The 25,365-nt window shown below is 73.8% G+C and carries 21 protein-coding genes; 11 read left to right on the top strand and 10 right to left on the bottom strand.

Features of this window, described 5'->3' with window-relative positions:
• Nucleotides 1–26: 26 nt before the first annotated feature.
• The 6 genes from FHL80_RS01925 to FHL80_RS01900 form a co-directional block, all read right to left on the bottom strand.
• Nucleotides 27–1,145, bottom strand: coding sequence for a transaldolase family protein (locus FHL80_RS01925; RefSeq protein ID WP_138731791.1), 1,119 nt, complete (start codon nt 1,143–1,145; stop codon nt 27–29).
• Nucleotides 1,146–1,234: 89 nt separating this feature from the next.
• Nucleotides 1,235–2,557 (bottom strand): ABC transporter substrate-binding protein, encoded by a 1,323-nt coding sequence (locus FHL80_RS01920; protein WP_216870346.1) that lies wholly within the window; start codon nt 2,555–2,557, stop codon nt 1,235–1,237.
• Between the two features lie 328 nt (nt 2,558–2,885).
• The gene (locus FHL80_RS01915) at nt 2,886–4,376 is read right to left on the bottom strand and encodes a CoA-acylating methylmalonate-semialdehyde dehydrogenase (protein WP_138731789.1); all 1,491 of its coding nucleotides are present in this window, start codon (nt 4,374–4,376) and stop codon (nt 2,886–2,888) included.
• Between the two features lie 65 nt (nt 4,377–4,441).
• On the bottom strand, nt 4,442–5,149 hold the full coding sequence (locus FHL80_RS01910; RefSeq protein WP_138731788.1) for a GntR family transcriptional regulator: 708 nt from the start codon (nt 5,147–5,149) through the stop codon (nt 4,442–4,444).
• A 159-nt stretch (nt 5,150–5,308) separates the two neighbouring features.
• On the bottom strand, nt 5,309–6,136 hold the full coding sequence (locus tag FHL80_RS01905; RefSeq protein ID WP_138731787.1) for a phosphoenolpyruvate hydrolase family protein: 828 nt from the start codon (nt 6,134–6,136) through the stop codon (nt 5,309–5,311).
• Complete coding sequence (locus FHL80_RS01900; protein WP_138731786.1) at nt 6,133–7,344, bottom strand: Tm-1-like ATP-binding domain-containing protein; 1,212 nt, start codon at nt 7,342–7,344, stop codon at nt 6,133–6,135. The genes FHL80_RS01905 and FHL80_RS01900 overlap by 4 nt, the downstream gene beginning before the upstream one ends.
• 150 nt (nt 7,345–7,494) lie before the next feature.
• On the opposite strand from FHL80_RS01900, the gene FHL80_RS01895 reads away from it, so the two are divergent.
• Genes FHL80_RS01895 through FHL80_RS01880 form a run of 4 tightly spaced genes read left to right on the top strand, consistent with a single transcriptional unit; the run spans nt 7,495 to nt 10,973 of the window.
• Nucleotides 7,495–8,466 (top strand): branched-chain amino acid ABC transporter permease, encoded by a 972-nt coding sequence (locus tag FHL80_RS01895; protein WP_138731785.1) that lies wholly within the window; start codon nt 7,495–7,497, stop codon nt 8,464–8,466.
• Nucleotides 8,463–9,497, top strand: coding sequence for a branched-chain amino acid ABC transporter permease (locus FHL80_RS01890; RefSeq protein WP_138731784.1), 1,035 nt, complete (start codon nt 8,463–8,465; stop codon nt 9,495–9,497). The genes FHL80_RS01895 and FHL80_RS01890 overlap by 4 nt, the downstream gene beginning before the upstream one ends.
• Complete coding sequence (locus FHL80_RS01885; RefSeq protein ID WP_138731783.1) at nt 9,494–10,255, top strand: ABC transporter ATP-binding protein; 762 nt, start codon at nt 9,494–9,496, stop codon at nt 10,253–10,255. Before FHL80_RS01890 ends, FHL80_RS01885 begins: the two co-directional genes overlap by 4 nt.
• Nucleotides 10,248–10,973: an ABC transporter ATP-binding protein gene (locus FHL80_RS01880; protein WP_138731782.1), complete on the top strand. Its 726-nt coding sequence runs from the start codon at nt 10,248–10,250 to the stop codon at nt 10,971–10,973. The genes FHL80_RS01885 and FHL80_RS01880 overlap by 8 nt, the downstream gene beginning before the upstream one ends.
• Here the strand turns inward: FHL80_RS01880 and FHL80_RS01875 are convergent.
• Nucleotides 10,943–11,641 carry a GntR family transcriptional regulator gene (locus FHL80_RS01875; protein WP_138731781.1) on the bottom strand — a complete coding sequence of 233 codons (699 nt, stop codon included), beginning with the start codon at nt 11,639–11,641 and terminating at the stop codon, nt 10,943–10,945. The genes FHL80_RS01880 and FHL80_RS01875 overlap by 31 nt on opposite strands.
• A gap of 257 nt (nt 11,642–11,898) precedes the next feature.
• Between FHL80_RS01875 and FHL80_RS01870 the strand changes: the two genes are divergently transcribed.
• The 6 genes from FHL80_RS01870 (at nt 11,899) to lysS (ending at nt 20,660) form a co-directional block, all read left to right on the top strand.
• Nucleotides 11,899–13,665 carry a PEP-utilizing enzyme gene (locus FHL80_RS01870; protein WP_138731780.1) on the top strand — a complete coding sequence of 589 codons (1,767 nt, stop codon included), beginning with the start codon at nt 11,899–11,901 and terminating at the stop codon, nt 13,663–13,665.
• Nucleotides 13,665–14,531 (top strand): PEP/pyruvate-binding domain-containing protein, encoded by an 867-nt coding sequence (locus FHL80_RS01865; protein WP_138731779.1) that lies wholly within the window; start codon nt 13,665–13,667, stop codon nt 14,529–14,531. Before FHL80_RS01870 ends, FHL80_RS01865 begins: the two co-directional genes overlap by 1 nt.
• A 2-nt stretch (nt 14,532–14,533) precedes the next feature.
• A complete protein-coding gene (locus FHL80_RS01860; protein WP_138731778.1) occupies nt 14,534–15,388 on the top strand; it encodes a fumarylacetoacetate hydrolase family protein in 855 nt (284 codons plus the stop codon).
• Between the two features lies 1 nt (nt 15,389).
• Entirely contained in the window at nt 15,390–15,683 is a 294-nt protein-coding gene (locus FHL80_RS01855; protein WP_138731777.1) for a putative quinol monooxygenase, read from the top strand.
• The gene (locus FHL80_RS01850) at nt 15,676–17,088 is read left to right on the top strand and encodes an NAD-dependent succinate-semialdehyde dehydrogenase (RefSeq protein WP_138731776.1); all 1,413 of its coding nucleotides are present in this window, start codon (nt 15,676–15,678) and stop codon (nt 17,086–17,088) included. Before FHL80_RS01855 ends, FHL80_RS01850 begins: the two co-directional genes overlap by 8 nt.
• A 137-nt stretch (nt 17,089–17,225) precedes the next feature.
• Entirely contained in the window at nt 17,226–20,660 is a 3,435-nt protein-coding gene (gene lysS / locus FHL80_RS26630) for a lysine--tRNA ligase (protein WP_138731775.1), read from the top strand.
• A gap of 7 nt (nt 20,661–20,667) precedes the next feature.
• Here lysS and FHL80_RS01840 read toward each other — a convergent pair whose 3' ends face one another.
• The 3 genes from FHL80_RS01840 to FHL80_RS01830 form a co-directional block, all read right to left on the bottom strand.
• Entirely contained in the window at nt 20,668–21,546 is an 879-nt protein-coding gene (locus tag FHL80_RS01840; protein WP_138731774.1) for a DMT family transporter, read from the bottom strand.
• Nucleotides 21,543–22,736 (bottom strand): cation:proton antiporter, encoded by a 1,194-nt coding sequence (locus FHL80_RS01835; protein WP_138731773.1) that lies wholly within the window; start codon nt 22,734–22,736, stop codon nt 21,543–21,545. The genes FHL80_RS01840 and FHL80_RS01835 overlap by 4 nt, the downstream gene beginning before the upstream one ends.
• Before the next feature lie 111 nt (nt 22,737–22,847).
• Nucleotides 22,848–23,456, bottom strand: coding sequence for a TetR/AcrR family transcriptional regulator (locus FHL80_RS01830; RefSeq protein ID WP_138731772.1), 609 nt, complete (start codon nt 23,454–23,456; stop codon nt 22,848–22,850).
• A 62-nt stretch (nt 23,457–23,518) separates the two neighbouring features.
• Here FHL80_RS01830 and FHL80_RS01825 point away from each other — a divergent pair.
• Nucleotides 23,519–25,365 (top strand): MFS transporter (locus FHL80_RS01825; RefSeq protein WP_216870345.1); only part of this gene is annotated, 1,847 nt, incomplete at its 3' end.

Below are 25,365 nucleotides of genomic sequence, written 5' to 3'. Positions count from 1 at the left end.
CGGCGGGCCCTGCGGGGGCTGGACCGCTACTTCTCCGGGTCGGGCAGCAGCACGTCGCGGACCAGGGCCTCCAGCTCGGCGTCCGCAGCCAGGAACTGGCGCAGCGTCTTGCGGGTGGCGCCGAAGTCCTGGAACTCGGCCGGCGTCATGCCGTCGGTGTCGTAGGCCCGCCGGAACTCGGGGAACCGGGTGTACAGGGTCTCGAGGACGGCGGCGGCGACCGGCTCGTCGATCCGCGCGACCGGCTCGATCCCGCTCGCGTTCAGCCGGACCTGCCACTCGAACGGCGGGGAGATGACGACGTCACCACCGACGAGCTGGCTCCAGTGCATGTGGTTGCGGAAGGCGGCCGACAGCAACCGGGTGCGGAACCCCCGTTCGCCGAACACCTGGTAGGCCCGCTTGAAGACCGCGACGCCGGCCCACTCCAGCACGCCCGGGTCGACGGTGACGACGTCGCGCTTGGCGACCGCCTTCAGCCAGTCGTCCAGCCGCCCGACCATGATCGTGCAGACCGGTCCCATCGAGCTGACGTCGTGCCCGTCGGCCTCGCGCCGCTGCAGCCCGCGCTCGATCGCCTCGGCGACGGCGACGGCCTGCGGCACGGTGAAGGAGACGGTCGCGTTGATGCTGACGCCGCGGTAGGTGGCCTCCTCCATCGCCCGGATGCCGATCTCGGTGGCCGGGATCTTCACGATCACGTTGGGGGCGAGCGCGTCGAAGGCGACCGCCTGGGCGACGAGCGCGTCGGCATCGCGGTGGAGCCGCGGGTCGGTCTGGACCGACAGCCGGCCGTTGCGGCCGCGGTGCTCGGCGAAGGCGTCGGCCAGCAGCGCGGCCGCCTCGACCGAGAGCTCCTGCACCATCGCCCAGCCGATGTCGGACTCCGTCGCGGTGGGGTGCGCGGCGGCGTGGGCCCGGATGCGCTGCTGCCAGCGGGGCAGGTCGCTGCGCAGGGCCGCGAGGGCGATGACCGGGTTGCAGGTGGCGCCCACCGCCCCCCAGCCGATGGCGGCGGAGAGCTCGGCGGGGGTGGCCGAGTCGTTCCACAGCCGGGTCGGGGTCTCCTGCGCCATCCGCAGGAGGGGCGGGACGACACCCCCGTGCCCGCTCGTCGTCGCGTGCAGGTCAGCCAGCTCGGTCATCGTTCCTCCTCGTGTCACGTGCGGGGGTGCACGTGCCCGTCGGCACGGTGCGCGGCGCGCACCGTGCCGACGGGGTCTGGGTCAGCCGGTCAGTCGTTCGACCACGGCGGCGGGTTGCCGGTGGCCTTCGCGGGCTCGTCGCGGCTCGGGTCCGGCGACGAGGGCCCGAACAGACCGCCGAAGGTCTGGTCGACGTCCTCGACGGTCGAGATCAGCTTGAAGCCGAGTTCCCCGCCGTTGTCGACGATCTGCACGACGTAGTTGGGCTGGACCGAGTTGCGGTTCTCGTCCAGGGTGACCGCGCCGCTGGGGAACGTCGGCGCCTCCGCTGCCAGCGCCTGCTGGAACGCGGCCGGGTCGTCGAGCTTGCCCCCGACCTGGTCGAGGGCGTCCAGGACCACCTGCATGCCGTTGAAGTACAGCGCCGTGAAGAGGCTCTGCGGGTCGACGTCGGGGAACTCCTTGCTGAACCCGTCGACGTAGGCCTGCCACGCCTGCTCGTCGCTGCCCAGCGGCACCGGCGAGCCGCCGACCAGGCCGTCGAGCTGGTCACCGACGGTGAAGGAGGTCGGGTCCATGACCGACGAGCCACCGAGCAGGAAGTCGCCCGGGTCCTTGCCGACCTGGATGAACGCCTTCTCCGCCGCCACGGTGTTGGTGCCACCGGTCAGCAGCAGCACGCCGTCGACGTCGCGCGGCAGCTGCGCCACCGGGGACGACCAGTCGGTCTGGGTCAACGGCACCCAGCTGCGGGCGGTGACCTCACCGCCGAGCGCGGTGAACTCGCTGACGAAGCCGGCGGCCTGCGTGTAGGGGTAGGAGTAGTCCTCGCCGAGGATGGCGACCTTGCGCCAGCCCTTCTCCTTGTAGGCGTAGGTGCCCAGGCCGGCCATCCACTGCGCGCCGTCGCCGCCGAAGCGGAAGAAGTTCGGGGCCTTGACCGACAGGGTCGTGGACTGCGCGCCGGACGTGCCGTTGACGAAGGTGACGTCGGGCTGGCTCTTGGCGTACTCCGCGACGGCGACGCCCTCGTCGCCGGAGAGCGGGCCGAGCAGGATCTGCACGCCCACGTTCTCGACCAGGCGGCGGGCCTCGGCGACCGCCTTGTCCGGCGTCGCGTCCGAGCAGCCGTAGCTGACCGCGACCGGCGTGCCGGCCACGGTCGCGCCGGTCACCTGGTCCTGCGGCTCGGCGCCGTCGGCCTTGCCCCCGGCCTGGTCGATCAGCGCGTACTTGGCGCCGGACAGCGACTGGCCCTCGAACGTGGCGAACGGACCACCGCAGGTCGTCAGCACACCGATCTTGATGGCTCCCTCGGGAGCGTCCGCCGGTGCGGCTGCGGACTCCGACCCCGTGCTCGCCGCGTCGTCCCCACCGCCGCTGCCACCGCCGCACGCGACGAGGCCGAGCATCACAACGGTCGTGACGGCCGCGAGCCTCCCCGCACCACTCAGCCGGCTCCTGGGTGTCCTCATTGACTCTCCTGCTCCCTGGCTGGGGAACGGCGGACCGCTCCCGGGCTGATCAACCGATAATCGATTGACGATGAACCGGATGGTAGAGATCACATTTTGGCGCCGTCAAGGGGTCGGCCCCGGCCCGTTGCCGAAACGTCTCCAACGGCCGGCCGGCGTCGCCGGTACGCGGCTGACCTGCTGTTCTGCGGGCACGCGCCGACCGGCGACGGGCCGGACGGCCCGCCGCCGGTCGGCGGCCGAGGTGGCGCTGGGCGACGCGGCTCTAGCGCGCGGTGGGCATGTCGAAGGAGGCGTCCCGCTCGAGCTCGGGCCAGCGCTGGGTGACCACCTTGGCCCGGGTGTAGAACCGCACGCCGTCGGGGCCGTGCACGTGGTGCTCGCCGAAGAGCGAGTTCTTCCAGCCGCCGAAGGAGTGGTAGGCCATCGGCACGGGCACCGGGACGTTGATGCCGATCATCCCGACCTCCACGCCGCGGGCGAACTTCCGGGCCGCCCCGCCGTGCGAGGTGAAGATCGCCGTCCCGTTGCCGTACGGGTTGGCGTTGATCAGGTCGATGGCCTCGTCGACGGTGCCGGCGCGCAGCACCGACAGCACCGGCCCGAAGACCTCCTCGCGGTAGACCTCCATCTCCGGGCTCACCTGGTCGACGAGGGTCGGGCCGACGAAGAAGCCGTTCTCGTGCCCGGGGACGACGAGGTCCCGGCCGTCGACGACGACCTTCGCCCCGCTCTCCTCCCCCGAGGTGATCAGCGAGACGATCCGGTCCCGGGAGGCCTGCGTGACGATCGGTCCCATGTCGCTGCCGGGCTCCCGGCCCGGCCCGACGCGCACCGCGCGGCTGCGCCGGTCGAGGACGTCGATGAGCTCGTCGCCGACCGAGCCGACCGCGATGGTCGCCGAGATGGCCATGCACCGCTCCCCCGCCGAGCCGTACGCCGCGGCGGCCAGGTGGTCGGCGGCGAACTCGAGGTCGGCGTCGGGCAGCACGATGGCGTGGTTCTTCGCCCCGCCGAGCGCCTGCACGCGCTTGCCGCTGCGGGTGCCGCGCTCGTGCACGTACTGAGCGATCGGCGTGGACCCGACGAAGGACACGGCGGCGACGTCGGGGTGGTCCAGCAGTCCGTCGACGGCCACCTTGTCACCGTGCAGGACGTTGAAGACGCCCGGCGGCAGACCGGCCTCGGCCCACATCTCCGCCAGGAGCACCGCGGCCGAGGGGTCCCGCTCGCTGGGCTTGAGCACGAAGGTGTTCCCGCAGGCGATCGCCACCGGGAACATCCACATCGGCACCATCGCCGGGAAGTTGAACGGCGTGATGCCGGCGACCACGCCCAGCGGCTGGCGGAAGCTGTAGCTGTCCACCCCGGTGGACACCTGGTCGGAGTACTCGCCCTTGAGCAGCTGCGGGATGCCGCAGGCGAACTCGACGACCTCGAGGCCGCGCTGGACCTCGCCGGCCGCATCGGAGAGCACCTTGCCGTGCTCGTCGGTGATGGCCGCGGCGACCTCGTCCTTGCGGCGGTGCAGGATCTCGCGGAACGCGAAGAGGATCCCGGTCCGCCGGGACAACGAGGACTGCGACCAGTCCTCGAACGCAGCCGCCGCAGCGGCCACCACCCGGTCCACGTCGGCCTGCTCGGCGAGGAGGACCTCGGCCTGCTGCTCGCCGGTCGCGGGGTCGAACACGGCGGCCACGCGGGTCGAGTCCCCCCTCGTCTCCGCGCCGTCGATCCAGTGCTGGATGGTCCTCACGTGGTCTCCCTCGTCATCGGGGGTGGGCCGGGCAGGGATCTGCCCAGGTGCTGGAGCGGTGCGGGTCAGGACGTCCCGGTGGCCGGCTGCTGCGCTGCGGAGTCCTGCTGTTCGGCGACCCCGGCCAGCGAGCCGGCCAGCCGCTCGCGCACCTCGTCGAAGTGGTGCTCGATGGCCGCCACGACCGCGTCGGCGTCCCGGCGGTGGATGCCCTCGAGGATCGGGTCGTGCAGGCCGCAGGTCCACTGCGGGTCGGAGTTCGGGCCGACCAGCGTGATGTAGGTGCGTGACATCGGCTCCAGCGAGCGCCAGACGCGCAGCAGCGTGCTGTTGCCCGACAGCTGCATGATCTTCTCGTGGAAGCTGGCGTCCACGATGGCCAGGGCCCGGCCGTCGGCGGCGTCGGCGACGCGGCGCATGTCCTCGCCGATCCGTGCCAGCGCCGCCACGTCGTCGTCGGTCAGCCGGGCCACCGCCAGCCGGGCACCGAGCACCTCGATCGCCGAGCGGACGACGTAGGCCTCGAGCAGCTCGGCGACGTCCAGGCGGCGGACCCGGGCCCCGCGGAACGGGGTGATCTCGACGATGCCGAGCGCCTCGAGCCCCCGCAGGGCCTCGCGGACCGGCGCCTGGCTGGTGCCGAGCTCCTTGGCGACCGCCGTCTCGACGATGCGGGAGTCGGGCGGGTACGACCCGTCCAGGATCGCCTCCAGCAGTCGCTCCTTCACCTGGTCGGCGAGCACGCTGCGGGTGAGGGCGTCGGGGCCGGACATGGCCACCTCCAGTTCTGGCTGGTCGAGGGGAGCGCCTGCCGCGCGCCTCCGCCCATGATCCCGGTGATCGCGCGGTCAGCCCGCCGGACGTCCGGAGGCCGCGCCACCGTCTGAATCATCGATGATCGATGAGAAAGCTACGACGGTGACCTGCGCCCGTCAAGGAGCGGTGCGCACCGCCTTTAACCGCCGCATGTTCTCGGTGATCGCCACCTCCGTCGGGAGGCGCTCCATGCTGGAGGCACCGAAGAAGCCGACCACACCGCGGGTGCGCTCCAGGACGTACTGGGCGTCCTCCGGTTCGGCGATCGGCCCGCCGTGGCACAGCACGATGACGTCGGGGTCGACCGCCACCGCTGCGTCGTGCATCTCCTGCACCAGCGCGACGCAGTCGTCCAGCGTGCGGGCGGTCTGCGCGCCGATGCTGCCCTTCGTGGTGAGCCCCATGTGCGGGACCAGCACGTCGGCACCGGCCCGGGCCATGGCCTCGGCGGAGGCGACGTCGAACACGTAGGGCGCGGTGAGCAGGCCCCGCTCGGCGGCCAGGCCGATCATCTCCACCTCCTGCGCGTAGCTCATCCCGGTCTCCTCGAGGTTGGCCCGGAAGGTGCCGTCGATGAGCCCGACGGTCGGGAAGTTCTGCACCCCGGCGAAGCCGGCGTCCTCGATCTGCCGCAGGAACCGGTCCATCAGGCGGAAGGGGTCGGTGCCGCAGACCCCGGCGAGCACGGGGGTGTCCCGGACGACCGGCAGCACCTCGGCGCTCATCTCCAGCACGATGGCGTTGGCGTCGCCGTAGGGCATGAGCCCGGCCAGCGACCCGCGGCCGGCCATCCGGTAGCGACCGGAGTTGTAGATGATGATCAGGTCGGCACCACCGGCCTCCGCGCACTTCGCGGACAGGCCGGTGCCCGCTCCGGCGCCGACGATGGTGCCGCCGGCCGCCCGGGTGTCCCGCAGCCGCTGCCGCGCATCGAGGCCGTTCATCGTGCTCCTCCCAGGAACTCGTCGAGCCGCGCCGCCATGGCGACGGCGAACTCAGGGTCGTTCACGTGCGCGTCGACCTCGTGCACCTCGACCGACGGCGCGAGCGTCTCGCGCAGCCCGGCGAGCAGCGCCGCGTCGGCGTCCGGGTCGGCGAAGGGGCCGTCTTCCCCGGAGATCGCCGAGATGCCGCGCAGCGGGACGAAGAGCGCGACCGGTCCGGTGGCGGCCGAGAGCTTCGCGCCCAGCCGGCGGCCGAGCTCGGCGCACTCCTCCGGCGTGGTGCGCATCAGCGTGATGCTCGGGTTGTGCACGTAGAGCGTGCGGTCGGCGAAGCGTGCCGGGACCGACTCCCGCGGGCCGAAGTTGACCATGTCCAGCGCGCCGAGGGAGACCACCTGCGGCACGCCCACCCGACCGGCGGCCTCGAGCCGGTGCGGCCCGGCCGAGAGCACACCGCCGACCAGGTCGTCGGCGAGCTCCGTCGTCGTCAGGTCCAGGACGCCGGTGACGAACCCGGACTCGACCAGGCTCTCCATGCTGCGCCCGCCGGTGCCGGTGGCGTGGAAGACGAGCACCTCGTAACCGCGGCGCTCCAGCTCCTCCCGCGCAGTGGTGACCGCCGGTGTGGTGACACCGAACATCGTCGCCGCGACGACCGGGCGGGACTCCCCCAGGTCGACCGGCGGCGCGCTGACCATGCCGGCCATGGCGGCCGCCGCGTTGGCGAGGATGCGCGCCGAGACGGAGTTCAGGCCTGCCACGTCGGTGACGGCCGGCATCAGGGTCACGTCGCTGACGTCGACGTAGGCGGCGGTGTCACCGGAGGCCATGGTGGAGACCACCAGCTTCGGCACACCCACGGGCAGGGCCCGCATGGCAGCGGTGGCGATCGCGGTGTTGCCCGACCCACCCGCGGCGAGCACCCCGGAGCAGCGGCCCTCGTCGAACAGCCGGCGCACGACGCCGGGCACGGCCGCGCACATGGCCTGCACGGCCGCCCCCCGGTCGGTCAGGTCGGCGAGGTCGAACCCGCCCGCGGCGGCCATCTCCTCGCGCGGCACGTCGGCCGGGGTGCGCGCGACGCCCTGGGTGCCGACGTCCACCAGCAGGGTGCCGACGCCGGCCGCCTGCAGCCGGTCGCGCAGGAACGCGTACTCGTCCCCCTTGGTGTCCAGGGTGCCCACGAGGACGACGGTCGGCGGGCTCACGGCGGCTCCTTGACGTGCCTCAGGTCATGTGGTGACATGCCTAATCGATTATCGGTTCCCCCGCAAGGGCGCGAAGGGCTCGGTGCGTTGATGGCGACACGGACAGCAGCGGCCAGCCGCTCCACCCCCCGACCGCGTCCACGGCTCCCGGTGGCTGCCACGGCCGCCGTGGTGGTCGGCGTCCTCGGGCTGCTGGGGGTGCTGCTGCAGGCCTTCGAGAAGGGCCTCGGCACCGAGGGCAACGTCCCGACGTTCATCCTCATCACGCTCAACGGCCTCACCCTGGCCGGGCTGTACTTCATCAGCGCCAGCGGGCTGACGCTGATCTTCGGCCTGCTCCGGGTCACCAACCTCGCCCACGGCGCGCTGTTCCTGCTCGGCGGCTACGTCGCGCTCGAGCTGGTGCAGGACGCCGGCATGTCCTGGTGGCTGGCCGCCGTGCTGGCGATGGGCGCCAGCGGGCTGGTCGGCCTGGTCGTGCACCAGCTGTTCCTGCGCTGGAACCAGGGCCAGGACCTCCGGCAGGCGCTGATCACCATCGCCGTCTCGCTGATCCTGGCCGACCAGATGCTGGCCCACTTCGGCGCCACCCCGACGGCGATCGCGCCACCCGAGTGGCTGGCCCAGCCGCTGTCGCTGGGTGTCTACGACCTCTCCTACCCGCGGTTCCGCCTCGCGATGCTGGTCGCCGCCCTCGTGGTCGGCCTGCTCTTCTGGCTGGTCTACACCCGCACCCGGGTCGGCATGGTCGTCCGGGCCGGCGTCGACGACACCCAGATGACCTCGGCCCTGGGCGTCAACGTCCAGCGGGTGTTCGCGGCCGCCTTCTTCGTCGGCTCCGCGCTGGCCGGCCTGGGTGGCGTCTTCGCCGGCACGGCGCTGTCCCTGGCCCCGGGTCAGGACCAGTCCTTCCTGGTCAGCGCGCTCGTCGTGGTGATCGTGGGCGGCATGGGCAGCCTCGGGGGCGCGGCCCTCGGCGCGCTGCTGCTGGGCCTGGTCGACCAGTACGCAGGGGCGTACCTGCCGGCCGAGTACTCCAACCTCTCCGCCCTGCTCACCTTCGTGCTGCTCGCCGTGATCCTCGCGGTGCGGCCGACCGGACTCTTCGGGAAGGCACGATGACGATGGACCGGATGCTGACCCTCGGCACCCGCGGTGCGCTCGCGGTGGTGCTCGTCGTCGTCGCCCTGGTACCGGTGCTGTGCACCACCTTCTTCACCAGCCAGGTCGGCCTCACGTCTCTGTGGCTCGGGATCGTGGCGGTGAGCCTGACCTTCCTGTCCGGCTACGGCGGCATGGTGTCGCTGGCCCAGACGGCGCTGTTCGGCGTGGCCGGGCTGATCGCCGCGCGGCTGTCGGTGGAGTCCGGGTGGGACCCGTGGGCCGCGGCGCTGGCCGGCATCCTCGCCGCCACCGCCGTCGGCCTGCTCTTCGGCGCGGTGGCCAGCGGCAGCCAGGGCATCTACTTCCTCATCATCACGCTGGCCTTCGCCCAGGTGACCTACTTCTACTTCGCCGCGGTGCCCACCTTCGGGGCGCACGAGGGCATCAACGGCGTCCGACCGCCCGCCGTGCTCGGCGACCCGGTCCAGGACCCGGCCCGGATGTACTGGTTCCTGCTCGTCGTCTCCGTCCTGGCCTTCCTGGGCCTCCGGCACGTCTCCCGGACGGCGTTCGGGCTGGCCCTGCAGGGCGTGCGCGACGACCCGGTCCGCATGGCGGCGCTGGGCTACAACGTGCGGCTGCACCGCATCCTGGGGTTCACCCTCGCCGCACCGGTCGCCGGCGCGGCCGGGGTCCTCTCGGCGTGGTCGAACACGCGCATGTCGGCCGGCTCGATCTCGCTGGCGATCGCCATCCTGGTGCTGACCACGGCCGTCATCGGCGGGCTGAACCGGCTCGAGGGCGCCTGGGTCGGCGCGCTCATCTACACCCTCTGCGACACCTACCTGCGCGGGTGGACCGACCGCTTCACCACCTGGCTGGGCGTGGTCTTCCTGGTCATCGTGCTGGTGTCCCCCGGCGGCGTGGTCGGCCTGCTCGGCAGCGCGGGCTCCTGGCTGCGCCACCGCCTTGCGGGCGGAGCGCCTCCACCGGCCGCGCCGAGCACCCCCGCGCCCCCCGTCCCGGTGTCCTCCGGAGGTGCCCGATGACCGGCGCTGCGACCGGTCCCGTGCTGCGGGTCCGCGGCCTGACCCGGCGCTTCGGAGGGGTGGTCGCGGTCGGCGACGTGGCGCTCGACATCGCACCCGGTGAGCGCCGGGCCGTGCTCGGGCCCAACGGGGCCGGCAAGTCCACCCTGTTCAACCTGGTCGCCGGGGCGGACACCCCCACCGCCGGCAGCATCGAGCTGTTCGGCGCCGACGTCACCCGCCTGGGCGCCCGGCAGCGGACCCGGATGGGGTTGTCCCGGACCTTCCAGACCTCCCGGCTGCTGACCGGGCTGACGGTCGAGGACAACCTGTACCTGGCGGCCATCGGGGTGTCCGGCGGCCGCCTCCGGCTGCTGCGCACCGGCCGCGACCGCACGGCCCGGGAGCAGGCCCGGCGGACCGCGGAGAGCGTCGGCATGACCGACCGGCTGGCCACCCTCGCCGGCGACCTGTCGCACGGCGAGCAGCGGCAGCTGGAGATCGGCCTGGCGCTGGTGGCCGAGCCGCGGATGCTGCTGCTGGACGAACCGGCGGCAGGTCTGTCCCGGTCGGAGCGGCAGCTGCTCACCGCGCTGCTGCTGTCCCTCGACCGGGACGTGACGCTGCTCCTGATCGAGCACGACATGGACGTGGCCCTGACCGTGGCCGAGCGGGTGACGATGATGCACGACGGCGTCGTGATCGTCGAGGGCACGCCGACCGAGATCCGGGCCGACCAGCGCGTCCACGACCTCTACCTGGGGAAGGCCCATGTCTGAGCAGGTGCTGGAGATCTCCGGCCTCGACGCCCACTACGGCAGCGCGCACGTGCTGAACGCGCTGTCGGCCTCGGTCGGGCAGCGCTCGACCGGCATCGTCGGCCGCAACGGCATGGGGAAGTCCACCCTGTGCAAGGCGATCATGGGGATCACCCCGCCCTCGGCCCGCGGCTCGATCCGGCTGGACGGCGAGGAGATCCTGGGCCGACCGTCCTACGACATCTGCCGCCGGGGCATCGCCTACGTGCCGCAGGGCCGGCGGATCTTCCCCTCGCTCACCACCGACGAGCACCTGCGCATGCTCAGCCGGGCGCTGGCCACCCGCGGGCAGTGGACGGTCGACGCCGTCTACGACCTCTACCCGCGGCTGGCCGAGCGGCGGAAGGTGAGCGCGGCGATGCTGTCCGGCGGCGAGCAGCAGATGCTGGCCATCGGCCGGGCGCTGCTGACCAACCCGAAGCTGCTGCTCATGGACGAGCCGTCCGAGGGCCTGGCGCCGGCGATCGTGGAACAGCTGACCGAGACCTGCCGGACGCTGGTCGCCGAGGGGCTCACCTTGCTGCTGGTGGAGCAGAACCTCGGCATGGCCACCGCCGTGGCGGACCGGCTGCTGGTCATGGTGCACGGCGAGGTCGCGCTGGAGACCACGTCGGCGCAGCTGCTCGCCGACACCGACGCCCAGCGCCGCTACCTGGGGGTCGAACCGACCGCTGCCTGAGGCGCCGGGGGCGCGCCCTTGCGCAGGTGGGAGATGACCGAGGCGCCGAAGAACTCGATGTGGGCGCGCATCTCCCGGCCCAGGAAGTCGGGGTCGCGGAACTGCACGGCCTGCAGCACCGGCCGGTGCAGTTCGGCGATCGAGTGCAGGTCGGAGTGGCTCTTCAGCGCGCTGACCAGGCTGCGGGCCTCCACCCGCAGGGAGCGCCAGACGTCGAGCAGCACCTGGTTGCCGGCGGCCTCGACGATCACCTCGTGGAAGCGGGTGTCGTGGACCATCAGCGCGTGCAGGTCGCCGGCGTCGGCGGCCCGGCGCATGCCGGCGAGCTCCTCACCGAGCAGCGCGAGCTGCTCCTCGGTGATCCGCGGCGCCGCCTCCCGGCCGGCCACCTCCTCCAGCGCCGCCCGCACCGGGTAGATCTGGACGAGCTCCTCGGTGCTCACCTCGCGCACCCGCGCGCCGCGGTGCGGCTGGGACTCGACGAAGCGCATCGCCTCCAGGTCGCGCAGCGCCTCCCGGACCGGGGCCTGGCTGACGCCGAACTCCGCGGCGACGGCGCTCTCCACGATGCGCTCCCCCGGCCCGTAGGTCCCGTCGAGGATGCGCTCGACGATGCGCTCCTTGATCGCCTCCCGGAGCAGGACGGGACGCTGCGGCGCCGGTGCCATGCGGGGCCCCTCTCATCGATCGCCTCCGCTGCGGCGGCGCGGTTATCGATAGTGAGCCCCGCAGCTCCGCGCGCTGTCAAGCGCCGGCACGCCAGGCCGACGCGTCCGGGACCCTCGTGCGACCTGCGTCACCGCAGAGGGTTGACGCGTGTCGCACCCATCTGCTTGATTATCGATTGTTCGCCGCGCGGGCCCGCAACGGCTGCCGGGAGCACCGCGCCGGTACGGCACCAGACACGACTCACGACGGAGTGGGCATGAGCGACGACACGGTCCTGGCGACCTTCTTCGGGGACGACGAGTTCCCGGTGCAGTGGGAGGAGGGCCAGCAGGAGCTCTTCTGGGTGCACGACGACCTGCACATCCCCAACCCGATCTCGCCGATGTACGCCGACATCGGCGGCTGGTGGCTCAAGTGCGACTACATGTTCCGGCGCTTCGGCACGCCGTTCGCGTCCGACTGGATCTCCAAGGTCGTCAACGGCTACGTGTACACGGCGGCCATCCCGGCCACCCCGGGGCTGTCCGCGGAGGCCTCCGAGTACGGAGCGCGGTACACCCCGCGCGTGCCGCTGGACGCCGAGGACCCGGCCGAGCTCGGCGCCTACATGGGCTGGACGCTCCCCTACTACGCCGAGCACTTCCTCGTCTGGTGGCGGGACCGGCTGCGCCCGGAGATGGAGCGCAACTTCGTCCGCTTCGACACCTACGACCACGACGCCGCCAGCCTGGTCGAGCTCGCGATCCTGCTCGAGGACGCGATCGACATGCACGACCGGCACTGGCAGATCCACTGGGTGCTCAACTTCGCCCAGTTCTCCTCGACCCTGGCGCTGAACGCCGCGGTCGCCGCCGCCAAGGGCGAGGGCGACCACTCCGCCCTGATGGGCCGGCTGCAGAGCTCGACGGTCAACCGCAACTGGGACTCCATCGAGGAGCTCTGGAAGATCAAGGAGCTGGTCGCGAAGGAGCAGGGCGAGGTCGCCCGCGCGTTCGAGAAGGCCACCGCCGGCGACGTGCTCCGGGCGCTGGAGGGCACCGAGGCCGGCCGGGCCTTCATCGCCGAGCACATCGAGCCCTACCAGCAGACCTTCGGCTACAAGTCGATGTACGCCCACGAGTTCTCGTTCCGGACGTGGCGGGAGGACCCGGCGCCGATCGTCGAGGCGATTCGCGGCTACCTGGAGAGCGACTACGACTACCCGGCCGAGCTGCAGGCCGTCGCCGACGACCTGGAGAAGGCCAAGGCCGAGGTGTTCGAGGGCGTCGAGCCCGGGCCGGCGCACGAGGAGCTGGAGCGGGCGCTCGAGCTCAGCCTGCGGATGAACCCGCTCACCCCGGACCACCACTTCTACATCGACCAGGGCACCAACGCCCGGGTGCGGCTGGTGCTCGTCGCGATCGGCCGCAAGCTGGTCGAGGAGGGCCGGCTCGACGACGCCGAGGACGTCATGTACCTCCGCTACAACGAGCTGCGCCGGCTGATGGCCGGCAGCAACTCCTTCGACGCCCAGGAGCTGGTCGGTGACCGCCGGGACGCTCGGGAGGACGCCTACGAGGTGCGGCCACGGGACTGGATCGGCACCGCCACCGCCGACCAGGTGGGCTTCCCCTACTGGTCGCTGTGGGCCTTCCCGGAGAAGCTGAACCGGCCGGCCCCCTCGCACGACGCCGAGATCCCCGGCCTGCCGGCCTCGGCCGGCGTCGTCGAGGGCACCGCCCGCGTCGTCCTCTCCGCCGAGCAGTTCGGCGAGGTGCAGCGCGACGAGATCATCGTCTGCCGGATGACCAGCCCGTCCTGGGTCGTGCTGTTCACCAAGATCTCCGGCCTGGTCACCGATGCCGGCGGCATGGCCTCGCACCCCGCCGTCGTGTCCCGCGAGTTCGGCATCCCCGCCGTCGTCGGCACCTCCGACGCCACCCGCCGGATCAAGACCGGGGACCGGGTCAGGGTCAACGGCTCCACCGGCCGCGTGGAGATCGTCAGCGACGTCCCGGCCTCGGCCCCGGTCGGTGCCCTCTGATGACCGCCACCCTCCCCCCGACCGAGGAGACCACCGTGCCGACGGACGCCCCGCTGGTGCTGCCCTTCGCCGACCCCCGCTGCCAGGAGGTCGAGCTGACCGGCGGCAAGGGCGCGAGCCTGGCCACCATGACCGCCGAGGGGCTGCCCGTCCCGCCCGGGTTCGTCATCACCTCGGCGGCCTTCGAGGCCGCGGTCGACACCGCGGCCCTGCGGGACGCGATGCGGCACAAGGACGTCGAGGCCGCCCGCGCGCTGGTGGCCGCCGCCCAGCCGCCCCGCGAGCTGATCGAGGCCGAGTACGCCCGGCTCACCGGCCTGGTCGCCGTCCGGTCGTCGGCCTGCGCCGAGGACTCGGCGGGCGCCAGCTACGCCGGCCAGCAGGAGACCTTCCTCAACACCGACGGGCTCGAGGCGGTGCTGCACCACGTCGTGGAGTGCTGGCTGTCCTTCTTCACCGACCGCGCCGTCTTCTACCGGCAGGAGAAGGGGTCGCTGGAGGACGTGGCGATGGCCGTCGTCGTCCAGCAGATGGTCGACAGCCAGAAGTCCGGCGTCCTGTTCACCGTCGACCCGGTGCACGGCCGCAAGGACCGGATGGTGGTCGAGGCGGCTCGCGGGCTCGGCGAGGCGGTCGTGTCCGGCGAGACCACCCCGGACAACTACACGCTCTCCCGCGCGGGGGACGTGAAGAAGTCCAAGATCGTCGACTCCGAGCGCGTGCTCAGCGACGGCGAGTGCGTCGCGCTGGCGCAGATGGGGCTGGCGCTCGCCGGGCTGCACGGGCAGCCGCAGGACATCGAGTGGGCCTTCGACGCCGCAGGCGACCTCTACCTGCTGCAGTCGCGGCCGATCACCACCATCTGACCGTGCGGTTCGTGACCTTCGCGTCGCCGTCCCCGGGCGACGCCCCGCGGGTGGGTCGGCTCGACGGCGGCACCGTGCTCGACGTCGGGTTCGACGGCGACATGGTGGCCTTCATCGAGGCCGGCGCGCCGATCGCGGCGGAGCGGGCGGTGCCGGGCGCGCGGCTGCTCGCCCCGCTGGTCCCCCGGTCCTTCCGCGACTTCCTCGCCTTCGAGGGGCACCTGCTCAACGCCTACCGGAACCTGGGCCGCGCGGTGCCCGCGGAGTGGTACGACACCCCGGTCTTCTACCGCAGCACGGGGACGACGGTCACCGGCCCGGACACGGTGCTGCCGTGGCCCTCCTACAGCGCGCAGCTCGACCACGAGCTGGAGCTGGCGGCCGTCATCGGCCGGCGGTGCCGGGACGTCCGCGCCGAGGACGCCCTCGGCTTCGTCTTCGGCTACACGATCTGGAACGACGTGTCCGCCCGGGACGTGCAGCGCCGGGAGCTGCCGATCGGCATGGGCCCGGCCAAGGCGAAGGAGTGGGACGGCTCCAACGCGCTCGGCCCGTGCATCGTCACCCCGGACGAGGTCGACCTGGACACCCTGGAGCTCGAGGTCCGGGTCAACGGCGAGCGGTGGGGCGGTGACCGCATCTCCGCCATGCACCACTCGTTCGGCGACCTGATCGCCTACGCCGCGCAGGACCAGACCCTGCTCCCCGGCGAGGTGCTCGGCTCGGGCACCGCCACCGGGGGCTCGGGCCTCGAGCTGGACCGCTGGATCCAGCCGGGGGACGTCATCGAGATGGAGGCCGGCCCGATCGGCGTCCTCCGCAACACCGTCGGCACACCCAACCGGAAGGACCACTGACATGGCGTTCGTCGTCGCAGCCACCTGGAAGGCCAAGCCCGGAGAGGCCGAGCGGGTCACCGAGGTGATCAGGAAGATGACGCCGCTGTCCCGGGCCGAGCCGGGCAACGTCTTCTACCAAGCCCAGGTCAACCCCGAGGACCCGGAGACCTTCTTCCTGTACGAGCAGTACGCCGACGCCCAGGCCTACGAGGACCACAAGGCCACGCCGCACTTCCAGGAGAACGTGTTCGGCTACATCCTCGAGTACCTGGCCGAGCGCAGCGTGAAGACCTACGAAACGATCGATGCCTGAGGTCACCACCGTCGACCCGGCCACCGGGCAGGTGCTGGCCACCTACCCGGCGGCCGGGGTCGGCGAGGTCCTGCAGGTCCTCGCCGGCGTGCACGCCGCCCAGCCGGCCTGGGCCGCGCGGCCGGTCGCGGAACGCGCCGAGCTGGTCCGGGCGATCGGCGCGCAGCTGCGCAAGGAGTCCGGCGAGCTGGCCGCGCTGATGACCGCGGAGATGGGCAAGCCGATCAGCGAGGCCCGGGCCGAGGTGGAGAAGTCCGCGACCGCGTGCGACTTCTACGCCGACTCCGGGCCGGCCTTCCTCGCCCCGCGGCCGGTCGACACCGGTGGGCAGCAGCGCAGCTGGGTGGCGCAGGAGCCGATCGGCGTCGTCCTGGCCGTCATGCCGTGGAACTTCCCGTTCTGGCAGGTGCTGCGGTTCGCCGCCCCGACCCTGCTGGCGGGCAACACCGCCGTGCTCAAGCACTCCCCGAACGTCACCGGCTGCGCGCTCGCCATCGAGCGGGTGCTCCGCGACGCCGGCCTGCCGGCGGACGTCTTCCGCAGCATCGTGGTGGCCGAGGACGACGTGCCGGAGGCGAGCCGGGCGCTCATCGCGGACGACCGGGTCGCCGCGGTCAGCCTGACCGGCAGCGAGCGGGCCGGCGCCGCCGTCGCGGCCGCGGCCGGCCGGGCCGTCAAGAAGAGCCTGCTGGAGCTCGGCGGCTCCGACCCGTTCGTCGTCCTGGCCGACGCCGACGTGGCGCCCGCCGTGGCCGGCGCGGTGCGGAGCCGGTTCCTCAACTCCGGGCAGAGCTGCCTGGCGGCCAAGCGCTTCGTCGTGCACCGGGACGTCGCGGAGGAGTTCACCGCCCGCTTCGCCGAGGCCGTGCGCGGGCTGCAGGTCGGTGACCCGCGCGACGAGGCGACGCAGGTCGGCCCGCTGGCGCGCGCCGACCTGCGCGAGGGCCTGGAGCGCCAGGTCCGCGAGTCGGTCGCCGCCGGCGCCCGGGTGCTCGCCGGCGGCGCACCGCTGGCGGGGCCGGGTGCGTTCTTCGCCCCGACCGTGGTCACCGACGTCACCCTGGACATGCCGGTGCTGGCCGAGGAGACGTTCGGACCGGTCGCGGCGGTGGTCGTGGTGGCCTACGACGACGAGGCGGTACGCCTGGCCAACGCCACCCGGTACGGGCTGGGAGCCAGCGTGTGGAGCGCGGACCCCGGGCACGCGCTGGCCGTCGGCCGGCGGATCACCTCCGGGGCGCTGTTCGTCAACGCCGTGGTCGCCTCGGACCCCCGGCTGCCCTTCGGCGGGACCAAGCGCAGCGGCTACGGGCGTGAGCTCGGCGAGGCCGGCGCGCTGGAGTTCACCAACGCCCGGACCTACGTGGTCGGCGGCGGGGTGCCCACCGGGCCGGCGACCGAGTGAGCGGCTGACCGGGCCGACCGCACGGGCAGCGACCGCCCCGGTCAGCAGCGCAGCGACGCACCGGCGCGGTGCGGCACGATCCCGCCCCCGTCGGTGGATGCCGACCGCGGGCGGACGCCGGTCCCCAGGATGGCGCGATGGTCAGCGAGACCGACGTCGCCGGACAGCGCCCCGACCAGCGGGCGCACCGGCTGGCGAAGCTCGAGGCGCTGCACGCCCGCGGCGTGGCCGGCTACCCCTACCGGTACCCGACCGACGCGACGGCCGCGTCGATCCGCAGCACGCACACCACGCTCGTACCGGACACCCGGACGCCGGACCGGGTGCGGATCGCCGGCCGGGTGGAGCTGATCCGGCGGCAGGGACGGCTCACCTTCGCCTCGCTGCGCGACCGCACCGGGGCCGTGCAGCTGTTCGTCGACACCTCCGTGCTCGGCGCCGCGCGCCACGGCGAGTTCGACGACGTCGACCGGGGCGACTGGCTCGGCGTCGAGGGCACCGTGATGACCACCCGGCGGGGCGAGCTGTCGGTGTGCGTCGAGGACTTCGCCGTCCTGGGCAAGGCGCTGCTGGAACCCCCGGACAAGCACCGGGGGCTGACCGACGTCGAGACCCGCTACCGGCAGCGCTACGCCGACCTGGAGGTCAACGAGCGCACCCGCGAGGTCTTCCGGATCCGGCACGCGGCGGTCCGCGCCATCCGCCGGCACCTCGAGGACCGCGGGTTCACCGAGGTCGAGGGCCCGGTGCTGCAGACCATCCAGGGCGGGGCCAGCGCCCGGCCGTTCGTCACCCACCACAACGCGCTGGACCTGGACCTGTACCTGCGCATCGCGCTGGAGCTGCACCTCAAGCGGCTGATCGTGGGCGGGATGGAGCGGGTGTTCGAGATCGGCCGGGTGTTCCGCAACGAGGGCATCGACACCCGGCACAACCCGGAGTTCACGATGCTGGAGGCCTACCAGGCCTTCGCCGACTACACCGACATGATGGACCTGGTCGAGGGGATGGTGACCGGCGCCGCCCGGGCCGCGCTGGGCCCGGACGCCGCCGACCTCACCGTGCACCACGGCGGGCAGGCCATCGACCTCGCCGCGACCCCGTGGCCCCGGAAGCGCTTCGCCGACATGATCGCCGAGGTCACCGGCGCCACGATGCACCCCGGCATGCCGATCGGGGAGGCGCGCGCCGTCCTGGACCGGCTGGGCATCCCGTACGAGGCCGGCTGGGGACCGGGCCGGCTGATGAAGGAGGTCTACGACGAGCAGGTGCAGCACTCGATCGTCGGCCCGGTCTTCTGCACCGACTACCCGCGCGAGGTCTCGCCGCTGGCCCGCACCCACCGCGACGACCCGGCCTACGTCGAGCGGTTCGAGCTCATCGTCGCCGGCTTCGAGCTGTGCAACGCCTACTCCGAGCAGAACGACCCGGTGGAGCAGCTGGCCGCCTTCGAGGCGGAGGCACGGGCGAAGACCCGCGGCGACCCGGAGGCCGGGGACGTCGACCTGGACTACGTCCGGGCGCTCGAGCGGGGCATGCCGTGCACCGGCGGGCTCGGCATCGGCATCGACCGGCTGGTGATGCTGCTGGCCGGCGTCGACTCCATCCGCGAGGTCATCCTCTTCCCGACGCTGCGGCCCGAGTCCGGCCCGCCGCCCGGTGGCGGGCCGGCCGGTGCGCCGCGGCCGCTGGTGGCGCCGACCCCGATCCCGGCCGGCAGCATCGCCACCCCGGGGCAGGCGCCGGAGCAGGTCCCGGGGCACACCTCTGGGGCCGCCTCGGTGACCGCGCTGCCGGCCATGGCGCCCTCGGCGCACCCGGTGCCGCCCGCGCCGCCTCGCGCCGGGGTCCACCCGCTGGCCGTCCGGGTGCTCGCCGGGCTGACCGCGCTGAGCGGGGTGCTGCAGCTGCTGGTCCGGCTGCCCGTGGTGCACTCCCGCTTCGGCGGGGACGGGCCGGCCATCGACCCGCTGTGGGTCCCGGTGGCCGGCGCGGTGGGGTCGGTGGTCGTCGGCCTGCTGCTGGTGCTGCTCGCCGACCAGCTCGCGCGGCGCAAGCAGCGGGCCTGGCAGGTCACCGTGACCCTGTTCGCCGTCGGGGCGGTGGCGCACGTCGTGAAGGGGCCGCACCCGGTCGCGGTGGTGATGTGCGGGCTGCTGCTGGCCGCGCTGGTGCGCTACCGGGCGGCCTTCCGCGCCCCCGGCGACCCGCCGTCCCTGCTGCGCCTGCTGCACGTGCTCCCGCTCTACCTGGCCGGCGTGCTGGCGTTCGGCCTCTCCGCGCTGTGGGCCGAGCGGTCCCGGATCGAGCCGGACCTCACCCTCGGCGGCGCACTGGGCACGGTGTTCGGCGGGCTGGTCGGGGTGGACGGTCCCTACACCTACCGGTCGGCGTTCATCGCCTCCTTCCTGCCGGCGGCGCTGCTGGCGCTGGGGGTGGTCGGGTTCGTCCTGCTCGCCGTGCTGCTGCTGCGGCCGCTGACCGCCACCCGCCCGCACACCGAGGACGACTGGGCGCACGCCGACCGCCTGGTGCACACCTACGGCTGGGACACCCTCGCGTACTTCGCGCTGCGCGACGACAAGGCGTTCTTCTTCTCCCGGGACGGCGAGGCCTTCCTCGCCTACACCTACGTCGGCGGGTTCGCGCTGGTCTCGGGCGACCCGATCGGGGCCCGCGAGTCGGTGGTCCGGGTCCTCGACGAGTTCCTCGCCATGTGCGAGGAGCGGGCCTGGACGCCGGCCCTGCTGGCCGTCCGCGAGGCGAGCATGCCGCTGTACGCCTCGCGCGGCTTCACCTCCAGCTACCTGGGCGACGAGGCCGTCATCGACTGCCGGCGCTTCACCCTCGACGGCCCCGGTCGCAAGAGCCTCCGCGCGGCCGTGCGGCGGGTCGGCCGCACGTACCGCTTCCGGCTGGTCGCCGAGGCCGGTGCGGCGCCAGCGCTGGTCGACCAGCTCAACGCGATCAGCGCCCGCTGGCGGGGCAAGGCCCCCGAGCGCGGGTTCACCATGACGCTGTCCCAGGACGTGCGCGGCGCCGGTGCCGACCCGGGGTTCCTGCTCTGCGTCGCCCTCGACGAGGCCGGTCGGGCGGGCGGTTTCCTGCGACTGGTGCCTGCCCACGGGCCCGACTTCGGGTACACGCTGGACCTGATGCGGCACGACCCGGACGCCCCGAACGGGACGACCGAGTTCCTCATCGCGTCCACCGCGACGGAGCTGGGCGGGCGGGGCGTGGCCCGGCTGTCGATGAACTTCGCGATGTGGGGCCGGTTGTTCGCCGACGACGTGGCGTTCACCCCGTCCCAGCGTGCCGCCCGCTGGGCGGTCGGCCTGCTCAACCCGTTCTTCCAGATCCGCTCGCTCCGGGACTTCAACGAGCGGTTCGCCCCCGAGTGGCTGCCCCGCGTCCTCGCCGTCCGCAGCACCGCCGACCTGCCGCGGGTCGCCCTCCGCTACGCCGGCGCCGAGGGCTTCCTGTCGGTGCCCGGCATCGGGACGCTGCTCGTCCCGCGGGGCGTCGGCGGGGTCCCCGCACCCTCGGACCCGCCGGCGCAGGCAGCGGCGTGACCCGCCGTCACGACGGCGCGACGGGTGTCGGCAGCGGCGCGGCCGAGGACCGGGCCAGCGCCACCGTGGCCACTCCCATCGCCACCGTGAGCACGGCGATCAGCAGCCACTCCGCGCCGTCGGCCTGCACCCGCTCGCCGAGCACCGTGAGGCCGAGCGCGACGGCGACCACGGGCTCGCCCACCGTCGCCGCGGGTAGCGACGCCTCGAGCGGGCCGGCCTGGTACGCCGACTGCTGCACCACGGTGCCCCCGGCGAGCACCGCGACCAGCAGGTAGGTGCCCCAGTGGCCCAGCACGGCCGCGGGGCCGTCGTCCAGGAGGCTGACCACGCCCTTGGTGAGGGCCGCGGCGAGGCCGTAGGCCACGCCCGTCGTGATCGCCAGCAGCACCGCGCGAGGGGTGCCGCGGCGCACCGCGGCCCCGACGAGGCAGCCGGTGACCGCGGCGCCGAGGACGACCCAGGCCGGCAGCCAGCTGCGCCAGCCGGCGGTGTCGTCGCCGGCGGTCGGCTCGCCGGTCGCCACGAACGCGGCGAGCGCGACCACCAGGACGCCGGCCCACGCCCAGTCCGACCGGCTCAGCCGCCGGTGCGCCCAGCGGGCACCCAGCGGCAGCGCGAACAGCACGGTCGTGACCAGCAGCGGCTGCACCAGCACCAGGGAGCCGAGACCGAGGGCGGCGGCCTGTGCCAGGTAGCCGCCGGAGTCGGCCAGCGTGCCGGCCCACCACCACCGGGACCGCAGCAGGTGCCGCAGCAGCCGCAGACCGCCGGCCTGCCCGTCCGGGACGGCCGCCGCCGACCGCTGCTGCACCGCCGAGGCGACCGCGAACAGCGCCGCGGCCACCAGGGCGAGGCCGGCGGCTGCCCAGTCCCAGCCGGTCACCCGGGCCCCGGGGTCGCCGGTGCGTGCGTCGCTGCCTCGGGCCGCCGGTCCAGGGCGACGACCAGCGCCGGGAGCAGCAGCACGGTGAGCACGCCCGCACCCACCAGCGCGGCCGCGTTCTCCGGCAGCATGGTGCCGCTGCGCAGGCCGATCTCGGTGAGCGCGACCAGCACCGGCAGCGCCGTGGCGCTCACCAGGGCGGTCTGCGCCCGCTGCCGGGGCGGGAGCACGCCGCGGTACACCAGCAGCGCAGGGCCACCCCGGACGGCCAGCATGAGCACGAAGAAGAGCACCAGCCGCAGCGGCGCCTCGGCGATCCGCGGCAGGTCCAGGGCCATCCCGGAGGAGACGAAGAAGATCGGGACGAAGAAGCCGTAGCCCACCGCGTCGAGCTTGGACTCCAGCAGCGGGGCCGCCTCCCCCACCCACCGGCGCAGGACGACGCCGGCCAGGAAGGCCCCGAGGACCGCGTCGAGGTGGAACTGGTCGGTGAGCGCGATGAGCGTGACCAGCAGCACCACCGTCCCGCGCAGGGTGATCTGCGCGGTCTCGTTCTGGCCGGCGGCGATGACGCCGGCCAGCCGGCCGCCCTCGTGGACCCCCCGGCGCAGCACCCCGAGCAGGACTGCGAGCAGCGCGACCGTGCCGAGCGAGACGAGCGCGGCGATCCGGCCCTGGGTGCCCAGGAACACCGCGATGGCCAGCACCGGCAGCAGCTCGCCGACCCCGCCCGTGGCCAGCAGGTACCGGCCCAGCGGGCCGCCGAGCAGGCCCTTCTCGCGCAGTACCGGCAGCAGCGTGCCCAGCGCCGTGGTGGTCAGGCCCAGCGCGACCGGCAGGAAGTCCCGGACCATCCCGGCGGCCTCCAGCGCGCCGACCACCCCGAGCGCGAGGACCAGCGAGACCGACCAGGCCAGCAGGGCGCGCCGGCCGGCGTCCTGGCGGAACAGCCGGAGGTCGAGCTCGTAGCCGGCCAGCAGGAAGACGAAGCCGAGGCCGACGTCGGCGAGCACCTGCACGTCCGCTGCCGCCCCGAGGTCGAGGGCGTGCGGGCCGATGAGGATGCCGCCGGCCAGCAGCAGCACCACCTGCGGCACGGGCAGCCGCGGGAACAGCCCCACGACCAGGGCCGCCAGCAGCGAGACCGCGGCCACCGCGGCCAGGGTGTCGATCGACAGGACGTCGTCCACCCGGCTCTCCTGTCGACCGGAGGTGCTGGCGAGGTGCTCGCGCGGGACCGCGCGGCCGGATCCTCGCGGGTCCACCCCCCGCTGGGAAGGTCTGGCCGCGCGGTGGTCCGGTCAGCTCGCCGGGGCGCGCAGCAGGGCGCTGCCGGGGACGACGAGCCTTCGGACGTGCCGGTCGACGTCGTCCGGGCCGGGGTCCGGCTCGCCGAAGTCGAGCGCGCCGATGGCGTAGAAGTCCGTGCTCGCGGTGACCGACTGCCAGCGCCAGGTCAGCTCGCGCGCGTCCAGGTGCGGCAGCAGCGGCGCCAGGACGGCGCAGTACCGGCCGGCCATGGCGCGGATCGCCGCCGCGCCGTTGGCCTCCCACTGGGCGGGGGGCTGGTCGAAGATGCGGGTGAACACCCGCGCGGCGTACCGGCCCCGCCCCGCGCACCGCAGGGTCACGATCGGCCGCACCCAGCCGTCCACCAGCCCCTCGACGTCGGGGGCCTCGACGAGCGGCTGCAGGGACAGCTCCCGGTCGGCGACCACCTGGTCGACCACCCGGCGTTCCACCGCGGCGACGAGGGCGGCCTTGCCGCCGAAGTAGTAGCCCACCGCGGCGGCGTTGGCGACCCCGGCCAGTCGCAGCACGTTCCGCACGGAGGTGCCCGCCGGTCCGTGCTGGGCGAGGAGCTCCTCCGCGGCGTCCAACAACCGCGAGGGGGTAGCGGTCTGCGTCATCCGACCTCCATGCTGGTGCCCAGCCCTGAGACGAGCGTATGAGGCGAACGTATGGAGTGAGCATGCCCCAGCGGACGACGCACGGGAGGCTCGGCGCGCTGCTGGCGGTCATGTGCGCAGCCCTGGCGCTGGTGATCGGGGCCGGCTCGTCGCTGGCCCTCGCCATGCCGGAGATCGCCCGGTCGACCGGTGCCTCCCAGACCGAGCTGACCTGGGTGGTGAACGTCTACGCCCTCGTCTTCGCCGCTCTGCTGCTGCCGCTCGGCATCGCCGCGGACAAGTACGGCCGCCGCACCGCCCTGCTGCTCGGGCTGGGCGTGTTCGCGGTGTGCAGCCTCGCCTCGGGGCTGGTCACCGACCCCACGCAGCTGATCGTGCTGCGCGCGCTGGCCGGAGCCGGGGCGGCGGCGGTCATGCCGGCGACCCTGTCGGTGCTCGTCGACGCCTACCCGCCGGAGCGCCGGTCCTCGGCGATCGGGGTGTGGGCCGCGGTCTCCGGCGCCGGTGCGCTGCTCGGGCTGCTGATCGCCGGCGTCCTGCTGGAGGTCGCTTGGTGGGGCAGCGTCCAGATCGCCTTCGGGGTGCTGTCGGCCGTCGTCCTGGCGCTGTGCGTGGCGGTCGTCCCGCCGTCGGCCGACCCGCACCTGTCGCTGGACCCGGTCGGCGGCCTGCTGGCGCTCGTCGGCCTCGCCGGCGTGGTCTACGGGGTCATCGAGGGTCCCGAGCGCGGCTGGACCGACGGGCTCACCGTCACCGCGCTGGCCGGGGGCCTCCTGGTGCTGACGGCGTTCGTGCTGGCCGAGCTGCGCAGCCCCCACCCGATGCTGGACGTCCGCCTGTTCCGCTCCCCCGGCCTCTCAGCGGGCAGCGCCGTGGTCTTCCTGCAGTTCTTCGCCGCGTTCGGGCTGTTCTTCCTGGCGCCGCAGTGGCTGCAGTACGTGCACGGGCTCTCCCCGCTGCAGGCGGCGCTGTGGCTGGCCCCGATGGCCCTGGGCATCGGCCCCACGGCGCAGGCCGCCCCGGCGCTGCTGCGCCGCTTCGGTGCCCGGCCCGTGGCGGCGTGGGGCATGGCCCAGATGGCGCTGGGGCTGGGGCTGCTGGCCTGGCAGGCGGACGGCGGAGCGGCGCTGTGGCGGTTCGGGGCGGCGCTGTTCGTCTTCGGCATCGGGTTCGGGCTGGCACTGACCCCGGGCACCACGCTCATCATCGACGGGCTGCCGGCGGACCGCCGCACGCTCGCCGCGGCGGTGAACGACGTGACCAGGGAGGTGGGCGGCGCGCTTGGTGGCGCGGTCGCGGCGAGCGTCCTGCTGACCGGCTACGGCGACCAGGTGCTCGGTGCGGTGTCGGGCCTGTCCGCCCCGGACGCCGCCCGGGCGGAGGCCGGCATCGCCCAGGCCCTCGGGCTCTCCGCCCAGCTGGGTCCCGAGGGCGCGGCCGTGGCCGCCGGCGCGCGCGACGCGTTCGCCAGCGGCTACGCGACGGCGCTGCTGGTCGGTGCCGCCGTCCTGCTCGCCGGCGCCGTGCTGTGCGGGGTGCTCAGCTCCCCGGCGGCAGCGGCCGGCCGGCGCGTGCTGGAGTGGCTGCGGACCTCCCCGACGGGAGGCCCCCGCCAGGTGCCCTGGAGCGTGCGCGCCGCGGTGACCACCGTCCTGGTGTTCGGCGTCCTCGCCGGGGCGGGGCTGCTGCCGCAGGCGTTCCTGCGCGACGCGGCCGACGACGGCGGCCCCTCGACCGCCCTGGCGCAGGACCCGGACGCCGCGGGGACGAGTGCGCCGGCCCGCACCCCGGTCCTCCCCGTCGAGGCGCCCGGCCCGCTGTCCCGGCTGCCCACCTCACCGAGCCCCGCCGGACCGCAGGACGAGGCCGTGCCGCAGCGGACGCCCACCACGACGGTGCCCCCCGCGAC

Origin of the sequence: Modestobacter excelsi, from assembly GCF_005930495.1 — a bacterium.
In the GTDB taxonomy this organism is placed as follows: Bacteria; Actinomycetota; Actinomycetes; order Mycobacteriales; family Geodermatophilaceae; genus Modestobacter; species Modestobacter excelsi.
The sequence above is the reverse complement of the archived record's forward strand: the minus strand, read 5'-3'. Positions and strand labels throughout refer to the sequence as shown.